The sequence below is a fragment of the Paenibacillus flagellatus genome, assembly GCF_003217775.1.
Taxonomy (GTDB): domain Bacteria; phylum Bacillota; class Bacilli; order Paenibacillales; family NBRC-103111; genus Paenibacillus_AB; species Paenibacillus_AB flagellatus.
Genome location: NZ_QJVJ01000002.1, coordinates 257,870 through 273,701, shown reverse-complemented (window position 1 = coordinate 273,701; position 15,832 = coordinate 257,870). Strand labels below are relative to the sequence as shown.

The 15,832-nt window shown below is 63.0% G+C and carries 12 protein-coding genes; 5 read left to right on the top strand and 7 right to left on the bottom strand.

Features of this window, described 5'->3' with window-relative positions; all coding sequences use genetic code 11:
- The first annotated feature begins 97 nt into the window (after positions 1 to 97).
- Positions 98 to 871, top strand: coding sequence for a hypothetical protein (locus tag DLM86_RS04835; protein WP_110838840.1), 774 nt, complete (start codon positions 98 to 100; stop codon positions 869 to 871).
- 92 nt (positions 872 to 963) lie between these two features.
- Here DLM86_RS04835 and DLM86_RS04830 read toward each other — a convergent pair whose 3' ends face one another.
- A complete protein-coding gene (locus DLM86_RS04830; protein ID WP_110838839.1) occupies positions 964 to 1,641 on the bottom strand; it encodes a hypothetical protein in 678 nt (225 codons plus the stop codon).
- Positions 1,642 to 1,808: 167 nt separating this feature from the next.
- Here DLM86_RS04830 and DLM86_RS04825 point away from each other — a divergent pair, with 167 nt between their 5' ends.
- From DLM86_RS04825 to DLM86_RS04810, 4 genes are all read left to right on the top strand, one after another.
- Positions 1,809 to 3,866: a sensor histidine kinase gene (locus DLM86_RS04825; RefSeq protein WP_110838838.1), complete on the top strand. Its 2,058-nt coding sequence runs from the start codon at positions 1,809 to 1,811 to the stop codon at positions 3,864 to 3,866.
- Between the two features lie 16 nt (positions 3,867 to 3,882).
- Positions 3,883 to 4,557: a response regulator transcription factor gene (locus DLM86_RS04820; protein WP_245954355.1), complete on the top strand. Its 675-nt coding sequence runs from the start codon at positions 3,883 to 3,885 to the stop codon at positions 4,555 to 4,557.
- Between the two features lie 151 nt (positions 4,558 to 4,708).
- The gene (locus tag DLM86_RS04815; RefSeq protein WP_211326481.1) at positions 4,709 to 5,896 is read left to right on the top strand and encodes an HD domain-containing phosphohydrolase; all 1,188 of its coding nucleotides are present in this window, start codon (positions 4,709 to 4,711) and stop codon (positions 5,894 to 5,896) included.
- Between the two features lie 18 nt (positions 5,897 to 5,914).
- Complete coding sequence (locus tag DLM86_RS04810) at positions 5,915 to 6,421, top strand: DinB family protein (RefSeq protein ID WP_110838836.1); 507 nt, start codon at positions 5,915 to 5,917, stop codon at positions 6,419 to 6,421.
- A gap of 63 nt (positions 6,422 to 6,484) precedes the next feature.
- Here DLM86_RS04810 and DLM86_RS04805 read toward each other — a convergent pair whose 3' ends face one another.
- From DLM86_RS04805 to DLM86_RS04780, 6 genes are all read right to left on the bottom strand, one after another.
- Positions 6,485 to 7,354 carry a carbohydrate ABC transporter permease gene (locus DLM86_RS04805; RefSeq protein ID WP_110838835.1) on the bottom strand — a complete coding sequence of 290 codons (870 nt, stop codon included), beginning with the start codon at positions 7,352 to 7,354 and terminating at the stop codon, positions 6,485 to 6,487.
- A gap of 45 nt (positions 7,355 to 7,399) precedes the next feature.
- Positions 7,400 to 8,299, bottom strand: a complete 900-nt coding sequence (locus tag DLM86_RS04800) for an ABC transporter permease (RefSeq protein ID WP_110838834.1) — start codon at positions 8,297 to 8,299, stop codon at positions 7,400 to 7,402.
- Positions 8,300 to 8,375: 76 nt separating this feature from the next.
- The gene (locus tag DLM86_RS04795; RefSeq protein WP_110838833.1) at positions 8,376 to 9,947 is read right to left on the bottom strand and encodes an extracellular solute-binding protein; all 1,572 of its coding nucleotides are present in this window, start codon (positions 9,945 to 9,947) and stop codon (positions 8,376 to 8,378) included.
- 142 nt (positions 9,948 to 10,089) lie between these two features.
- Complete coding sequence (locus DLM86_RS04790) at positions 10,090 to 12,378, bottom strand: helix-turn-helix domain-containing protein (protein WP_110838832.1); 2,289 nt, start codon at positions 12,376 to 12,378, stop codon at positions 10,090 to 10,092.
- Positions 12,379 to 12,405: 27 nt separating this feature from the next.
- A complete protein-coding gene (locus DLM86_RS04785) occupies positions 12,406 to 14,886 on the bottom strand; it encodes a hypothetical protein (RefSeq protein WP_146250154.1) in 2,481 nt (826 codons plus the stop codon).
- A gap of 276 nt (positions 14,887 to 15,162) precedes the next feature.
- On the bottom strand, positions 15,163 to 15,816 hold the full coding sequence (locus DLM86_RS04780) for a fumarylacetoacetate hydrolase family protein (protein WP_211326480.1): 654 nt from the start codon (positions 15,814 to 15,816) through the stop codon (positions 15,163 to 15,165).
- Positions 15,817 to 15,832 lie beyond the last annotated feature (16 nt).

The following is a 15,832-nucleotide window of genomic DNA, read 5'->3' as shown; positions in this document are numbered from 1 at the left end:
CTAGGATCACAAAGAACTTAGCGGAAATTTCGACAAAATGGCGGTGCGATTTAACGATTTACATACCAGTTTGCGAATACGGAGAGTGTCTGCTTCTATGAAAATGATGAAAGTCGTCGCCCTGATTCTTACCGCGATGGCCGTTTTGCTTACCGGCGCAGCGGTCTACGTGGTCGTCGCCGAGCCCGACCTATTTCCAACGAACGATAGCGGATCGGCGGGAACCGGCGGCACCGTATCCAACCAAACCGAACCGGGGGTACTGCAAACGCCGACGCCGTCCAAGTCTTCGCAGCAAGCGACCGGACAACAGGCAAGCGGCCATGCGGCCGTTTCCGCAAACAAGCCCAATCCGACGGGGGCGGTTCAAACGCCGACAACGTCCAATGCCGCGCAGCAGACAACCGGACAACCGCCGTCCCCGTCCTCCACTACGACGGTCGAAGCGAATAAACCGGCTGCCCATACGGCAAAAGAAGCGAGCGCTCCGCCGCCGAATCCGGGAACCGTTCAACCGGCCCCGGGTCCAAGCGCAAAACAAGATCCGGGCTCCGTCATCCTCGGCAGATGGAAAGCTGTGAGAAAGGACAATAGCGCTCATCTATTCGAGTTTTTTCAAGACGGTACCTTTACGGTCGGCTCCTACGCGTCGAAAAACGAATACAACTACTTCTCCGGAACGTATTCGTTCAGCAGCAGTACGCGCCTAAAGCTGCAATACGAAGAATGGACCATCCTACTGAAAGATTATAAGAATACCCGCAAGGACAACACAAGCCACGTGTTCGATATCAAGCTCGACAGCGACAAGCTGGAAATTCCGGACGGGCAGGAGACATACGGCCACACCGTTTGGACGAAGGAAAAATAAATCGCTTTGGCAAAGTTTAACTTTCTGTACCGTCGACAAAAACAGAACAACGTCCGCGAAGGACGTTGTTCTGTTTTTTGGCATCCTCCGGTTCAAACCGACGCATCCGCGCCGTGACCCCGCCCGTGCGCCGCGGCCTCCCGCTTCTCGAACGCCAACAACACGCCGTACGCGGCATAGGTGAGGAAGCTGACCGGGTAGACGTACCGGCCGAAGCTTTCCCAAGGCAAAAAGAACGTGAGCGGAAGCAGCAGGATCGACAGCGCCAGCCACCGGGAGTAGACGCGGGCGCGGATCATGGCGACCGTCATCAGGATGAAGCCGATCAGCACGGCCGGCATCGCGATTGCGGACATAACGGTCGGAAACCCGTCGTGAAACAGCGTCCGGTTCGCGATATCCGACGCCGCCTTCAGCTGTTCCTCGGTCGTGATGCCTTCGTAAAGAACAGGATACTGGTACACCTGAAGAATGGCGTGCACGAGCTCGAACGTCAAATAGTAGGCGAACGTAACGAGGCTGAGCCACCCCCACCAGCGGATCGTCTCCGCCTGTCTGGCGTACAGGCCGACGAGGCCGAGCAGGAAGATCGGCGTCGCCACCAGCATGACGGCGTGCACGCCGACCGCCATGCTCAGGAAATGGGGCAAGTGCGCCAATTGGGCGGGCGTATCCTCCAAATGGACGATCTGCAGCACGCAGTTGGTCAGGCCGGCGGCGATCAGCATCCAGCCGCATACCCGCAGAAGCGAGGGCTTGACGGTTATCATCTTCGGACACTCCTTCCATTGTCAAAAGTCTTCCCCATCGTAGAACGCTCCGGTTCCTGCCACAAGGGAACCGTTCCCGGGCACCCGGGAAGTTGCCGCGGGAATGTTCGCTCCCGGCGGGTCCGTGCTATACTGGGAACAAATCCGCACTCGGGGAAGTGGCGACCTTGTACGCATTTACCGCCGGCAGCGGCCGGCGAACGGCGATGCTGATCGCGGCGCATACGGCATGGTGGGCGGCGTTCGCCGCGTCGGCCGCCGTTTCCGCCTACAGCCATTGGAGCGGCGTCGGGCTGTACGCGAAGCCGTGCCCGGAAACGGCATGCGCGAGTTTTTTTCAGTTGACGGGCGTCCAGCTGAGCCAGCTCGAGCGCGTGGGCATCGACCCCGAGCTGTACGGCGGCATGACCGTCATGCTGCTGCTCCTGCAAAACGTCTCGTCGTGGGCCGTCGGCTTTCTGCTTTACCGGTACGGCTGGAAGGACGTCTACTGCGTCCTCGCCTCCCTGCTTCTGATCGTCACGGGAACGATGTTCAGCACCGACGAGACGCTGTTCGCTCACGGGGGCCCGCTCGGTACGCTGCTAACCGTCAACGTTGCCATCGGTCTGCTCTACCCCTTCTTCCTCCTGCTGCTGCCGGAGGGGCGCTTCGTCCCGCGATGGACGGCCGTGCCGGCTTGGTCGATCGTGGCGCTGGCGTTCGGAAGCGCGCTGTTCCCGGCAAGCCCGGTCCTGAACTTCATGAACTGGCCCCCTCTGCTGAAGGAGGGCTGCGCCTTGGCGATTCAGCTGCTCGTCCTCCTTCAGCAGGGCATTCGTTACGCACGGAGCGCGAATGCCGAGCAGAAACGGCAAATTCGCTGGTTCGCGCTGGGCATGGCCGCGTTCGTCGGCGCCACCTACCTCGACCTGCTCGTCCACGACCGGCACGGGCTGCTGCGCGTCGCGGCTCAAATGATGCTGTACGCGGGGCTGCTGTTCCTCCCCTTCTCGATCGGCGTCATGGTGCTCGAGACGCGGGTACGCCGGATGTCCGCCGCGTTCGACCGGACGCTCGTCTACTTCGTGCTTAGCGTCATGAGCGTAATGGCGTACGCGCTCGTCGTCGGGGTCGTCGGGGTGCTGCTGCAGTCGAAGGACAGCGCGCTTCTTTCGCTCGTCGCCACCGGACTCGTCGCCGTCCTGTTCCACCCGCTCCGCGAACGGGTACAGCGGTCGGTGAACGTGCTCGTCTACGGCGAGCGGGACGACGCCTACCGGATTTTATCGGACTTGTCGGAAAAGCTGGAGGGCGCGCTCACCCGCCGCTCCCTGCCGAACGAAATCGTAGAGACGGTCGCACGCGCCTTCCGGCTGCCGTACGCGTCGATCGACATCGAAGGCGAGGCGGGGCCGGAGCGGCTGGCCGAATACGGGCGGAGAACCGGCGACTTGAGCCATATCCCGCTTACGGTGCAAGGGGAAGCCGTCGGCCGGCTGACGCTCGGCGTGCGCGATCTCGGCGACATGCTGCCCCCGCGACGGCACGAGCTGTTCCTCGACCTCGTCCGCCAAGTAAGCATCGCGGTGCAGGCCGTCCGGCTCACCGACGAGCTGGCCCGCTCGAGGGAGAGGATCGTCATCGCCCGCGAGGAGGAGCGGCGGAGGCTGCGCAACGACCTCCACGACGGGCTCGGCTCCGTCATTGCGGGCATGATGCTGCGGACCGAGGAGGCGATTCAGCTGCACGAAACCGATCCCGAACGGTCGAGGATGGCGCTCGATTCGGTACGGAACCGGATGAAGTCGGCCATCGCCGACATCCGGCGTCTCGTCTATTCGCTCCGTCCGCCGTCGCTCGACGAGTTCGGCCTTGCCTTCGCCCTGGAGGAATTGGCTAGCCAATGCAACGACCGGTCGATCCGGGTGTCGCTCGAGCTGCCGGACCGCGAGCTCGACTTCCATCCCGCGGTCGAAGCCGCCGTCTACCGGATCGTCCAAGAGGCGCTGGCCAACGCGCTGCGCCATGCGCGCGCCGAAAGCTGCCGCATCCGGCTCGAATGGAGCGACGGGGAGGTTCGCGTCTCGGTCCGCGACGACGGGATCGGCCTGCCGCCCGACCTGAAGCCGGGCATCGGCATCCGATCGATGAAGGAGCGCGCGGAAGAGCTCGGGGGCAGCTGTTCGCTGCGTCCCGCGCCGGGCGGCGGCACCGAGGTCGTCGTCCGCATGCCGGCGGTATAACGGGAACAAGGAGCTGGTGAAACAGTTGGAGAAGGAGCGAATACGCCTGCTGCTGGCGGACGACCACCCGGTGTTCCGGGAAGGGCTGCTGTCCATTTTGCGGCTGCAGGACGATATCGAAGTGGTCGGCGAGGCCGGCAGCGGCAAGGAAGCGGTGACGATGGCCGGCGAGCGGCAGCCCGACGTCATCCTGATGGACGTCGGCATGCAGGAGATGAACGGGATAACCGCCGCTCGGGAAATCGTTCGCGACTACCCGCACATCCACATCTTGATGCTGACGATGTTCGACGACGACGCGACGGTCTTTTCGGCGATGAAGGCCGGAGCGAGAGGCTACCTCCTCAAAGGGTCGGACCGGGCGGACATTTTGCGGGCCGTCGCGGCCGCGTATGCCGGCGAAGCGATATTCAGCCCCGCCATCGCCCGCAAAATGATGTACTACTTCAAAAACATGTCGCGCAAGCCGCAGATCGGCGCGCTGTTCCCCAAGCTGACCGAGCGGGAGCAGGACATTCTCGAGCTGATCGCGGACGGGCTGTCCAACGAAGACATCGCGCGCCAGCTCGACCTGTCGCTCAAGACGGTTCGCAACAACGTATCGAACCTGCTGAACAAGCTCCAGGTAAGCGACCGGGCCCAGGCGATTCTGCTGGCCCGCGATGCGGGAATAGGGCCGCCAAAGCCTTGAAGGCCGCTCGCCGCGGCCACCCCTCCGGACATCCGGCATTCGCCACCGTTCGACGCCGAATCGGGACTTTTTTTCGCGAGGATGCAGGAAGAATGGCACTTGGCGCGGAATACAATGGAATTATTGCATCCTTGGCTGGAGTGTGAACGACGTGCACGAAACGTACGATTTTGAGGAGCCGCGTCTGAAAAAAGATTTGGAGCCCGAGGAGCTGCTCGGAGTCATCCTCGAATACGCCGCCAAAATCGCCAACGAGCGAAGCTTGGACAACGTGCTTATGCTGATGGCGGACATGGGCAAGCAGATCGTCGTCTCCGACCGGTGTACGGTATGGCTCTTGGACAACCAGAAGGGCGAGCTGTGGTCGAAGGTCGCGCACGGCGTCAGCGAGCTTCGCGTCCCGCTCGGGGCCGGACTGGCCGGACATTCGGTGGCGACCGGCGAGCCGATTTTCATCGACGACGCCTATACGAACGAGGAATACCGCGACGTCCTGCTGAACGGCGCGCTCCGCACCGACCAGCAGACCGGCTACCGGACGAAGGCGCTCATGGTCATCCCGTTCCGCAACAACGAGGGCGAAGTGATCGGCTGCTACCAGGCGGTCAACAAAATGACGGCGAGCGAGAAGTTTTCCGAGCGCGACCTGCGGAACTTGTCGCTGGCCGCGTCGTACTCCGGGAAGTCGATCGAGTCGGCGATGCTCGCGCAGGAAATCGAGGAGACGCAGCGCGAAATCATTTTCACGATGGGGGAAATCGGCGAAAGCCGGTCGAAGGAGACGGGGAACCACGTCAAGCGGGTGGCCGAATATTCGTATGTGCTCGCGCTCGGCCTCGGCATTCCGCAGCAGGAGGCGGAAATTCTGAAGATGGCGTCCCCGATGCACGACATCGGCAAGGTGGCGATCCCCGACGCCGTGCTGAAGAAGCCGGGCAAGCTGACCGACGAGGAATACGACATCATGAAAACCCATACGGAGATCGGTTACAACCTGCTCAAAAATTCGAAGCGGCGCATCTTGAAGACGGCGGCGATCGTAGCGGAGCAGCATCACGAGAAATGGAACGGCAAAGGATACCCGAGAGGGCTGCGCGGCGAGGAGATCCACATATACGGACGGATTACGGCGATCGCCGACGTGTTCGACGCGCTCGGCAGCGACCGGGTGTACAAGAAGGCGTGGGAGCTCGACCGCATTTTGAATTTGTTCAAGGAGGAGCGCGGCCAGCATTTCGACCCGCGCGTCGTCGACGTGTTCTTCGAGCAGCTGCCGACGATCCTGAACATTCGCGACCGGTACGCGGATGACGTGCTGGAGCAGCAGCAAAACGGGTGACGGAAGGAGGTACGGATTATGAACGGCGGAAGCGGCGGAAGCGGCGGAAGCGGAAAGAGCGGCGAAGCCGGGCGGATCGACGAGCTGGAGCGGACGATCGGCCGCGTCCGGCGGCTCGCCGAGCTCGACGACGAGACGTGGCTCGCCCCGATGCGGCCGGGAAAATGGTCGGTCGGCGAGACGATCGCCCACCTCCTGTACTGGGACCGGCTCATCGTGGAACGCCGGCTTCCCTATGCGGAGCGCGGCGCGCAGCTCGCAAGCGTGGACGAAGGACCGCTCAACGCGGAAGCGGCCGCCTATGCGCGGAGCGGCGTCTCGAAGCGGGACGTCGTCGACGCGTTCGTCCGGTACCGCGAGTCGTTCGTCGCCTTCCTGCGGCGGAAAACCGACGACGAGCGGAACGCCGTCTTCCGGATCGGCGACTGGGAGACGACGCTCGCGGCTTACGCGGGTCATATGGCCGGGCACGATGCGCACCATTTGCGGCAAATCGACGACTATTTGGACGGAATCGGCCGATAAGAAGAGAATAAGGAAGGAGCGGACGCGAAAGCCGCTCTTTTTTTCGTTGGACGGTTAGGCGGCCTATTCCTTGAGCGAACCGACCATCGCGCCTTTGACGAAATATTTTTGCAGAAACGGGTAGACGATCAAGATCGGGGCGGTCGCGAACAGCGTAATGCCCGCCTTCAGCATTTCCGGCGTCAGCAGCGTCGCGACTTCGGACGAGGACGCCATATTGTTCGCCTGCTCCTCGACGACGAGGCTGCGCAGCACGACCTGCATCGGCATCAGCTCCTTGCTGCGGATGAAGATGAGCGCGCTGAAGTACGAGTTCCATTGGCCGACCGCATGGAACAGGGCGATCGTGGCGATGACCGGCATCGACAGCGGAATCGCGATGCGCGCGAACGAGCCGAGCTCGCTGCAGCCGTCGATTTTGGCCGCGTCGAACATTTCGCTCGAGATGCCTTGGAAAAACGTCTTCATGATGACGACGTTGAACGCCCCCAGCGCACCGGGCACCATAAGCGCCCACAGCGTGTTCTCCATGCCGAGGCCGCGGACGAGCAGGTAGTTCGGGATGAGCGGCGCGGAGAAGACGAACGTGACGATGATGCCCCGCAGCACCCACTTCCTCCCTTTCATCTGCGGACGGGACAGCGAGTAGGCGAGCGTCGACGTGAAGGCGAGCGCGATGAGCGTGCCGACCACGGTAATGACGATGCTGTTGCCCATCGACCTCCACATCGTATCCATGCCGAAAATCGTTTTGTACACCTCGATATTGAACCCTTTCGGCCAAAACGTCACGAGCTTCGCGTTCGCGTACAGCGGCGAGCTGAACGAAACGGCGGCCAAATGGACGATCGGGGCGATCATCGTCAAGCAAATAACGACGAAAACGGCGCCGTTGACGATCGGAAAAAACTGCAGCCTTTTGCGCACCGGCATCGGTCGTATTCCCTCCCGGAAGTAGTATGGTCGCGTTGCGTTGTCTCAGTAGATGCTTTCCCCCGTCGTCTTCCGGCTGAGCGTATTCAAGCCGACGACCAGGAGCAGGCCGACGAGCGATTTGAAGATGCCGATTGCGGTCGTCAGGCTGAATTGGGCGCCGAGCAGGCCGACCCGGTACACGTAGCTGTCGATGACCTCGCCGACGTCGCGGACGAGCGGGTTGAGCATGACGAGCACCTGCTCGACGTTCGAATCGAGCACGTGGCCGACGCGCAGCAGGAACAGGACGACGATCGCGGGCATGAGCGACGGCAGCGTAATCGACCACATTTGCCGGAACCGTCCCGCTCCGTCCACCATCGCCGCCTCGTACAGGTTCGGGTTGATGCCGGATAGAGCGGCCAAATAAATGATCATGCCCCACCCCATCTCCTTCCAAATGCCGATCGAGACGAGAATGCCGCGGAAATAGTCGGGCTGCGTCAAATAGTCGGTTTTCGGCAAGCCGAACCAGCCGAGGATCGTCTGGAGAAACCCGTCCGTGCCGAGCAAATTGATGAAGATGCTGCCGACGATGACCCAGGATAAAAAGTGCGGCAAATAGAGCAGCGTCTGCACCGGGCGCTTGAACCACGCCTTGCGGATTTCGTTCAGCAGCAGCGCCAGGACGAGCGGCGCCGGGAAGCCGAACAAAATCGAGTACAGGCTGATCAGCAGCGTATTGGTCAAAATTTGATAAAATTCCTCGTACGTGAACATATTCGCGAAATGCTTGAAGCCGACCCAAGGGCTGTCCGCGATGCCGGAGAAGATGCTGTAGTCCTGGAAGGCGATGACGTTGCCGAGCATCGGCACGTACCGGAACACCACGAAATGCAGGACGCCGGGCAGCGCGATCAGCCAAAGCAGAAGCGAGTCGCGGGACATGATTTTACCGAGCATGCATACCCTCCTAGCGGAGCACGGGCGGCCGCGCCGGCCGGATGCGCTCCGTGCCGGCGGCGGCCGCCGGACCGCCTCATTTTTTGTGGAATCCGTTGTACCAATCGGTCGCTTCCTTGATCGCGGCGTCGCCGCCGCGGCGCTTCCATTCCGCCGTGAATTTGTCGAAGGCGGAGTCGAGCGGTTCTTTGCCCGTCACGACCTTCGCGAACATGTCGAGGAACAGCGTCCCCGCTCCCGTCCCGACCGCAAGCTCCGGATGGGTTTTCAAGCTTTCGAGCGTCGGCATGTGCAGCGCGTCGTTTTGGATGACGTTTTCTTGAGCGGTTTTAATGCCGGCCTTGAGCGCTTCGGAATTCGGAACGACGTCCAGCACGCGCGGCAGCATCCGGCCGTCGCCTCGCGGGTTGATCGACAGCTGGTAGAAGACGGAGGCGTCGTTGTCCTTGTTCGCCGGGTCCGTCAAGCTCCATACCGGCTTGCCGTTTTCCACCTTGTAGTTTTTATCCTTGATGCCGAGGGCGAAAAACGTTTCGGCTTCGTCGGACCACGCCCAATCGAGAAACTTGACGACGTCCTCCGCGGACTTGTTCTTCGCCGGCACGACCCAGACGAAATAGATCTGGTCGCCCGCCGGCGAAATCCCTTGTCCCTTCGGCCCTTCCGGCGATTGAATCATCGACACCTTGGCGTTTTTCTCGTTGGCGTAAAATTCCGGCAAGCCCCAGTTCGTATTGTAGTTCGTCACATCGTGCAGCCACAGGCCGCCTTTGCCCTGCTTGATGCCGGCCTCCCAATCGGCCGCCTTGTTCGTGAACAGGTTCGGGTTGATATAGCCTTTGTCGTACAGCTCTTTCCAAAACCGGATCGCGTCCTTCATCTCGGGCTGGATCATGCCCGGCTGGAGCTGGCCGTTTTTCAAATACCACGTGCCCGGCTCCGCCCCGAATTCGGCGAAGAACAGGTTGGAATAGATCAAATTTTCGCGGACATAGAAGCCGTATTCGTCGTTCGGATCGCCGTTGCCGTTCATGTCCTCCTTCTTCACCGCCTCGAAATAGGCGAGGAAGTCGTCGACCGTCTTCGGCTGCTTCATCCCGAGCTTGTCGAGCCAGTCTTGGCGGATGTAGACGACGCGGGACGCCGGCAGGGCGGAAAGCGCCGGGATGCCGAATATTTTGCCGTCCTTGCTCACCTTCGGGCTTTTCCATGCCTCGGCCGGTATTTTCTTCTTCAAGTTTTGCCCGTACTTCTCGATGATCGGCGTCAAGTCCTCGAAAACGCCCTTGTCGAGCGCGCCCGGGTGCATCGTCGAGTTGATGCTGTCCGTGCGGATCGCGTCCGGAAGCTCGCCGGAGGCGAAGCGGACCGTCATCTGCTGGGTGAAATCGTTGCCGTGGCCCAAAAATTCGGCCTTAATATAGTAGCCGGACAGCTTGGACAGCTCTTTGACGTACGGGTCGTCGTCCTTCGCCTGCATCGCGTATTTGGCGTTGGAGTGGGACAGCAGCAGGTGAAGCTTTTTCGGCCCTTGGCTTTGCCCGCCCGCGGCTCCTTGCTCCTCTTTCCCGCCGCAGCCGGCAAGCACCGTTGCGGCTACGAGCGAGACGGCGAATACGGAAGCGATCGTTTTTTTCGCATGGGTCATTCGAACACGCTCCTTGTCTGTTTGTAGGGAAGCCCCCTTCGCCCTTTATGATGCAACCGCTTACAGTTCCGTGCAATGCTCATTTGTTTGGAAAGGCGCAGGACAAATGAAGATAAAAAAAGCGACAAATCGGGATAAACGGCTATCCCGAAGCTTGCCGCTTCTCTTTGCGGTATTCCCCCGGCGGCACGTCGTACCGCTGCTTGAACACCCGGTTGAAATTTTGCACGCTCGCGTAGCCGGTACGCTCGGCGATATCCTTGATCGGCATGTCGGTATGCTCGAGCCACATTTTCGCTTTGGTCAGCCGGAGCTCCAGCACGTACTCGCTGAAATTGAGGCCGGCCTCATCCTTGAACAGCTTGCTCAAGTACGACACGGACAGCCGGAACCGGTCCGCCGCTTCCTGCAGCGTCATGTCGTCGCCCCGCTCGACCCGCTCGCGCGCGTACCCCATCACCTCGCGGATCGTCTTCGTCCGCTTCGACACGGCGTCCCGCTCCGTCAGCTCCTTGATCGTCGGGAACAGCTCGTCGGACAGCCACCGCGCCAGCTCGGGCAGCGAGCGGAGCCGGTGCAGCTCGGCGTACAGGTCGACGTCCGCCGCCTGGATGTCGCAGCCGGTCTGCTGAAGGCTGTAATCGAGCTCGCCGAGCAGGTAGGCGAAGAGGCCCATCGCCGTCTCGGGCCGAACCTGCGCGGCGGCGAGCTCGGCGACGATGTCCGCCAGCAGCTTCCGCGCGTCGGGCAAATTGCCGTGCAGCAGGTCGTGGACGATCCGCTTTTGCCGCTCCACCGTCTGCCGGCTTAACCGGAGCAGCCCTTCGTCCGCCTGCTCCGCCCCGATCGTCACGTCGCCTCCCGGAACGAACCGTCCGGCGAGCAGCGCGGACGCCTCGTCGTAGCCTTTGCCGATGTCGGCGAAGCCGGGCAGCGGACGTCCGATCGCCACGCTGACGGGGAAGCGGAAATAGGTGCGGACGTGTTCTCTCGCTTCGTCCGCCCGCCGCGTCAGCGCGTCCCGCGCTTCTCGGGCGTCGCCGTCCATGCCGACGAGCAGGACGACGCGGCCCGTCTTCGGCGTGAACCCCGAGCAGAACGGCACGCTCTCGCCCTGGAACGTCTCTTCCATCATTTTCAGCAGCGCGTAATGGATGAGCGCCCGGTCCTTCTCCCGGTACGTCTGCCGGAACGCCTGAATGTCGTCCGCCTCGGCGACGATGACGAAGACGTGCGTCCCGCGAAAATGCAAGCCCGCGTGCCCCGCCGCCAGCGTCAGCTCGCGCTCGGACATCTCCTCCCGCAGCAGCTGCTGGAACATGCCCTGCTTCAAGTAAGGGAACTGCTCGTTCAGACGGCTGCTCAGCTGCCGGTTCGCATCGGCCAGATGCTCGACGTAGTCGCCGAGCGCGAGCAAGCCGTCGCCCCGGCTCCTCTCGTGACGCCCGCGCGGGACGAGCCGTTCCGCGAGCCGCTGGATCGGCACGTACATGCGGCGCGAGCCGACCGCCGCGATGATCGCCCAGACGATCAGCAGCGCGGCCGCGATGATCCACGTCGTCAGCCGGATGCGCTCCGACTGGGCGGTGAGCTCCGCCATCGGCGTCATCGCGATATACGTCCAGTCGTTCAGCGACGACTTCTGCGCCTGCACCTTGTAGCGCTCGCCGCCGATGACCGCCGTCCGGGCGGCTCCGCCCGCTTGCCCCGGCTGCAGCGCGTCGTCGAGCGGGCGCCCCATCTCCTCCCGCTTCGAGCTGATGACGATCCGGTTCTTCTCGTCGGCGACGAGGACGCGCGTCCCGTGGCCGTGCTCCATCGAGCCGACGAACTGGAGAATGTCGTCCGGGCTGACGTGCAGGACGACGACGCCGTCGCTGTAATCGGAATTGATCGGCACGGGCCGGAACAGCAGCAGCTCCGGCTGGTCGTCGAACGTGTTGGCCGGCACGACGTACGCCTCGTTGTCGACCGGCTTCAGCTTGTCGAGAATGGCCGGCAGCCGCAGCCGGGCGATCGTATCGGGTCCGTATTCGTTCGAGTAGATGTAGTTGTTGAACCGTTTGTACAATATCGAGACGTTGTAGCGAACCGGCGACGTGCTGCGGATGCGCCGGATCGTCTCGTTCATTTCGAGCGAAGCGTTCAAGTTGTCGATGCCGGGGCCGTCGCGTACCGATTTCTCGACCGCCAAATTCGTCGCGATGTAGATCGAGTTGATGTGGAGGCTTTTCGTGAACTGGTTGAGCTGCGTCTGCATCTGGCTCAGCATGTACCGGTGGCTCTCGTCCGCCTCGCCCTGCACGCTGCGCGAAGCGAAGTAGGAGGAGAGCAGGCCGACGGTCAGTACCGGAAACACGCTCAGCACGATCGAATAGACGAGCAGCTTCCGCTGGAACGTCATCCGGGCGCGGCTTCTCGAATGCTTCATCCGCAAGGCGCTCCCTCCCTTCGTCGTCTAGCTCCGGTCTTCAAGCGGCAGCGCGGCCGTCGCCTTCGGCCCGACCGCCAGCTCGACGCGCCGCCCCGTCCCGGTCTCCGTCACGGCGATGCGGACGGCCGAATCCGGCGAATCGTTCGTCGCGAACAGGCGGCCGCCGAGCAAATCGACGTCGATGCCGCTGCCGGCGACGACGTCGGTCAGCAGCTCCAGCCGGTGCCGGCTCGTCGCGTAGCCGGCGGCGGCCGGCTCGATCGTGCCCGTGCGGACGATCTCGTCCGCCGTCAGGCGCAGCCCGCCTTCGTACAGCGGGACGGACGTGCCGGAGCGCGGAGCGGCCGCCCGGTACGACGTCCGGCCTTTATCGTTCCAATTGGCGTAAAGCAACCAGCCGTCGGCTTCGACGACGACGCAGTCGGCCACCGGGTCGGTCAAGAGCCTCGTCGTCGCGGCGGCCGCTTCCGTCTCCGCCGCGGACGCGTTCGGCACCGTCAGCACGGCGAACGCCGGAAGCTCGGCAGGGGCGGCGAAGTCGATAGCGGCGCGCTCGTTCAGCGTCAATACGTCCTCCACGCCTTTCCACTTCGGATAGTGGTGCCGGTTCCAGTACGCCATGCCGGCCGAGCCGAACGTCACGTAACCGACTTCGCCGTTCACGTTCACGTACGGAGCGGGGCCGAACCGGTCGACGACGTCCGGCTCCTTGCCGTAAAAGCCGTCGTACCGCTTCGCGCCGTCCGGCGTCGTCACCGTCTTGAAGCCGGCGGCATAGCCGGCAAGCGCCGAGTACCGCTCGTTGCGAATCCCGATCGTCCCCGTGGCGAGCCGTTTGACGGAGCAGGGCCGGAGGACGGCGATTTTCTCCGCGTACAGCGTGCGCCCGTCGGGAAGCGAGACGAAGGCGACGCGCTGCAGCAGCTTCCCGTCCCGCCCGCGCTCGATATCGGCCGTCGCGCCGAAGCCGTCCCCGTATTCGCGCACCGTGCAGCGGGACGTGCGGATCGCCTTCGATTCGTTGAAGGCGGCCGAGGGCGGTTCGTCCGCGAACTCGACCTCGCCCGTATAGTTCGTATACAGCGGCGTGACGCTCCACATCCCTTGGCGGGGAAGCGTCGTCGCCATGACGTGGCTGCGCCAGCTGAAGCTGGCGAACGCCCTGTCGGTCGTATGCGTGATCGCGCAGCCGTACGGGTAGTGGCGGACGCCGTTCATCCGGCTCCGCCAGTCGGCTTCTTCCGCCGGCTCCGCACCGGGCCCGCCGAACCGGTGGAGCAAGTAGGCGACAAGCAGACTATGAGCCGAGCCGAATTCCATTTCCTTGGCGGTCTGATAGCTCTCGGCGACGACGATGCATGCCTCCCCGTTCTCCTCGAGCAGGCAGCCGCGCGAGTTGCTGTCCTGCAGCTTCTCCGCGAATTCGAGCGACGCCCGCTCGAGCCGCGCCGCGTCGGCGTCCCCGTGCAGCACGTTCATGTAGGCGTGGCACAGGAGCGCCCCGTGCTGGACGTTGTACCACCAGTCCTGGCCCTGCACCGGAACCGGGATGCCGTCGGCCGAGCTCCACGGCTTGATCGTCCGCTCGTACATCGGCACGTTGTTGCGGGTGAGCGCCTCCGGAACGTCCCGGTCCGACATGAGCAGCAGCAGCGCGTAATACCCCCGCAGCGAAATGCCGGCCATCATGTACGACGGGTGGACGAACGCGTGGTTTTCCGCCGTATAGTCGGGATGGAACGTCACCGTCGTCATTCCCGGCACCCGCTCGATCCGGTCGTTCGGCGTGCTGACGGAATTGATCGCCCACCGTTCCGCCGCTTCCCGCCAGACCGCATTCCGGGGATGGTCCGGCAGCAGCGTCGCCGCCGTCCCGATGCCGGCGGCCGTCCAGCCGTTCTCCTCGCACTGCGTGTCGTAGTAGACGCCGCTGCGCGGCTCCTCGCCGGACCATCGGTCGGCGTAATAGACGAGAACCGCCTCGACGAGCCGCTTCGTCTCGTCGTCGAGGTCGTCGCGCAGCAGCCAAGCGGCGCAGCCGAACGCATGCACGACCGTGCCGGTTTGGCTCGCCCGGAAAAACGTGTCGCCGCGCCCTCCCCACTTTTTGCCGCTGCAATACGGATTGCGGCTCGTCGTCCGCACGCATTCCTCCGGCCCGGTATCGTGCGTAAAGCCCAAATACCGGATCGCACGGATCGCCTTCGCCTTGACCTCCTCCCGGCTCAGCCCGGTCAACCGCTCGTCGTAGTCGCCCAGCCGGGCGGCGGCGGCGAACACCATCGCCGTGTAAGCGGTCTCAATTCCGTACCAGTAAGCCCCGCCGAAAAAGTGTCCGCTGTTCGGCCGTTCCGGCCAATCCGCGTATTGGGCGTCCGCATACCGGATCCATTTCAGCAGCATCCGATACAGCCGTTCCGACAGCTCGCTCTCCCCCGCCGGCTGCGCCAGCGGCGGCATCATGCCCGGCCGCATGGGCGTTTGTTCCCCGATTCGCGACGTCAAATCGATCCCTCGCTTCCCGATAAAAATACAAATGGTACGATACCTGTATTATACCCCTCAATCCCGACCCCGTCGACGATAAAAAAAGAAGCCGGGCTGTCGAAGCCCGGCCTGCACCGTCGGTAAAGCCGGCGACGTGACGAAGCGGGGAAGGTCCGGAGCGGCAGCGGAATGCGCCGCACTTCCGCTGCCGCCGGTCGCGACTGCTTCCGAAGCAAGCTTTGCTCCCGCAAAGCTTGGCTTCTTTCAAGTCCGTCGCTCCGCTTTCCGCCTCTCTCATACGAGACGGATGACGCCCTCCCCCCACGTCTCTCCGCCAAACTGCAGCTGCAGCTTGTCGCCGTCCGCGATCGGGCCGACGCCCGCCGGCGTCCCCGTGAAGATGACGTCCCCCGCATCGAGACCGAAATGCTCGGCGCAAAAGTCGGCGATCGTCTGCAAATCGAAAATCATGTCCTTCACGTTGCCGCGCTGCGCCTCCGTACCGTTTTTCAGCAAGGCGAAGTCGGTCTCGGCCAGCTTCGCGGCACCCGGGAACGGGCGGAACGGCGTAATCGGCGCCGACCGGCGAAACCCTTTGGCGGCGAGCCACGGGTACCCTTTTTTCTTCAGCTCGCTCTGCACGTCGCGCAGCGTGAAGTCGATGCCGAGGGCGACGCCGTCCGCCAGCTCGTCGATCGACGCGCCCTTCTCGTACTTGCGTCCGATCCGGATGACGACCTCCGTCTCGTAATGCACTTCGCCGCGGTCTCCCGGCAGAGCGATCTCCCCGCCGTCCAGCGCTGCGAGCGCATGGGTCGGCTTGGAGAACAGCATCGGCCGCTCGGGAACGGCGTTGCCCATCTCCGCCGCGTGCAGACCGTAGTTGCGTCCGACGCAGAACACGTTGCGAATCGAAGCGATGCCGGAATCGTTGTTGGTAGTAGCCATGGTCGTATTCTCCTGT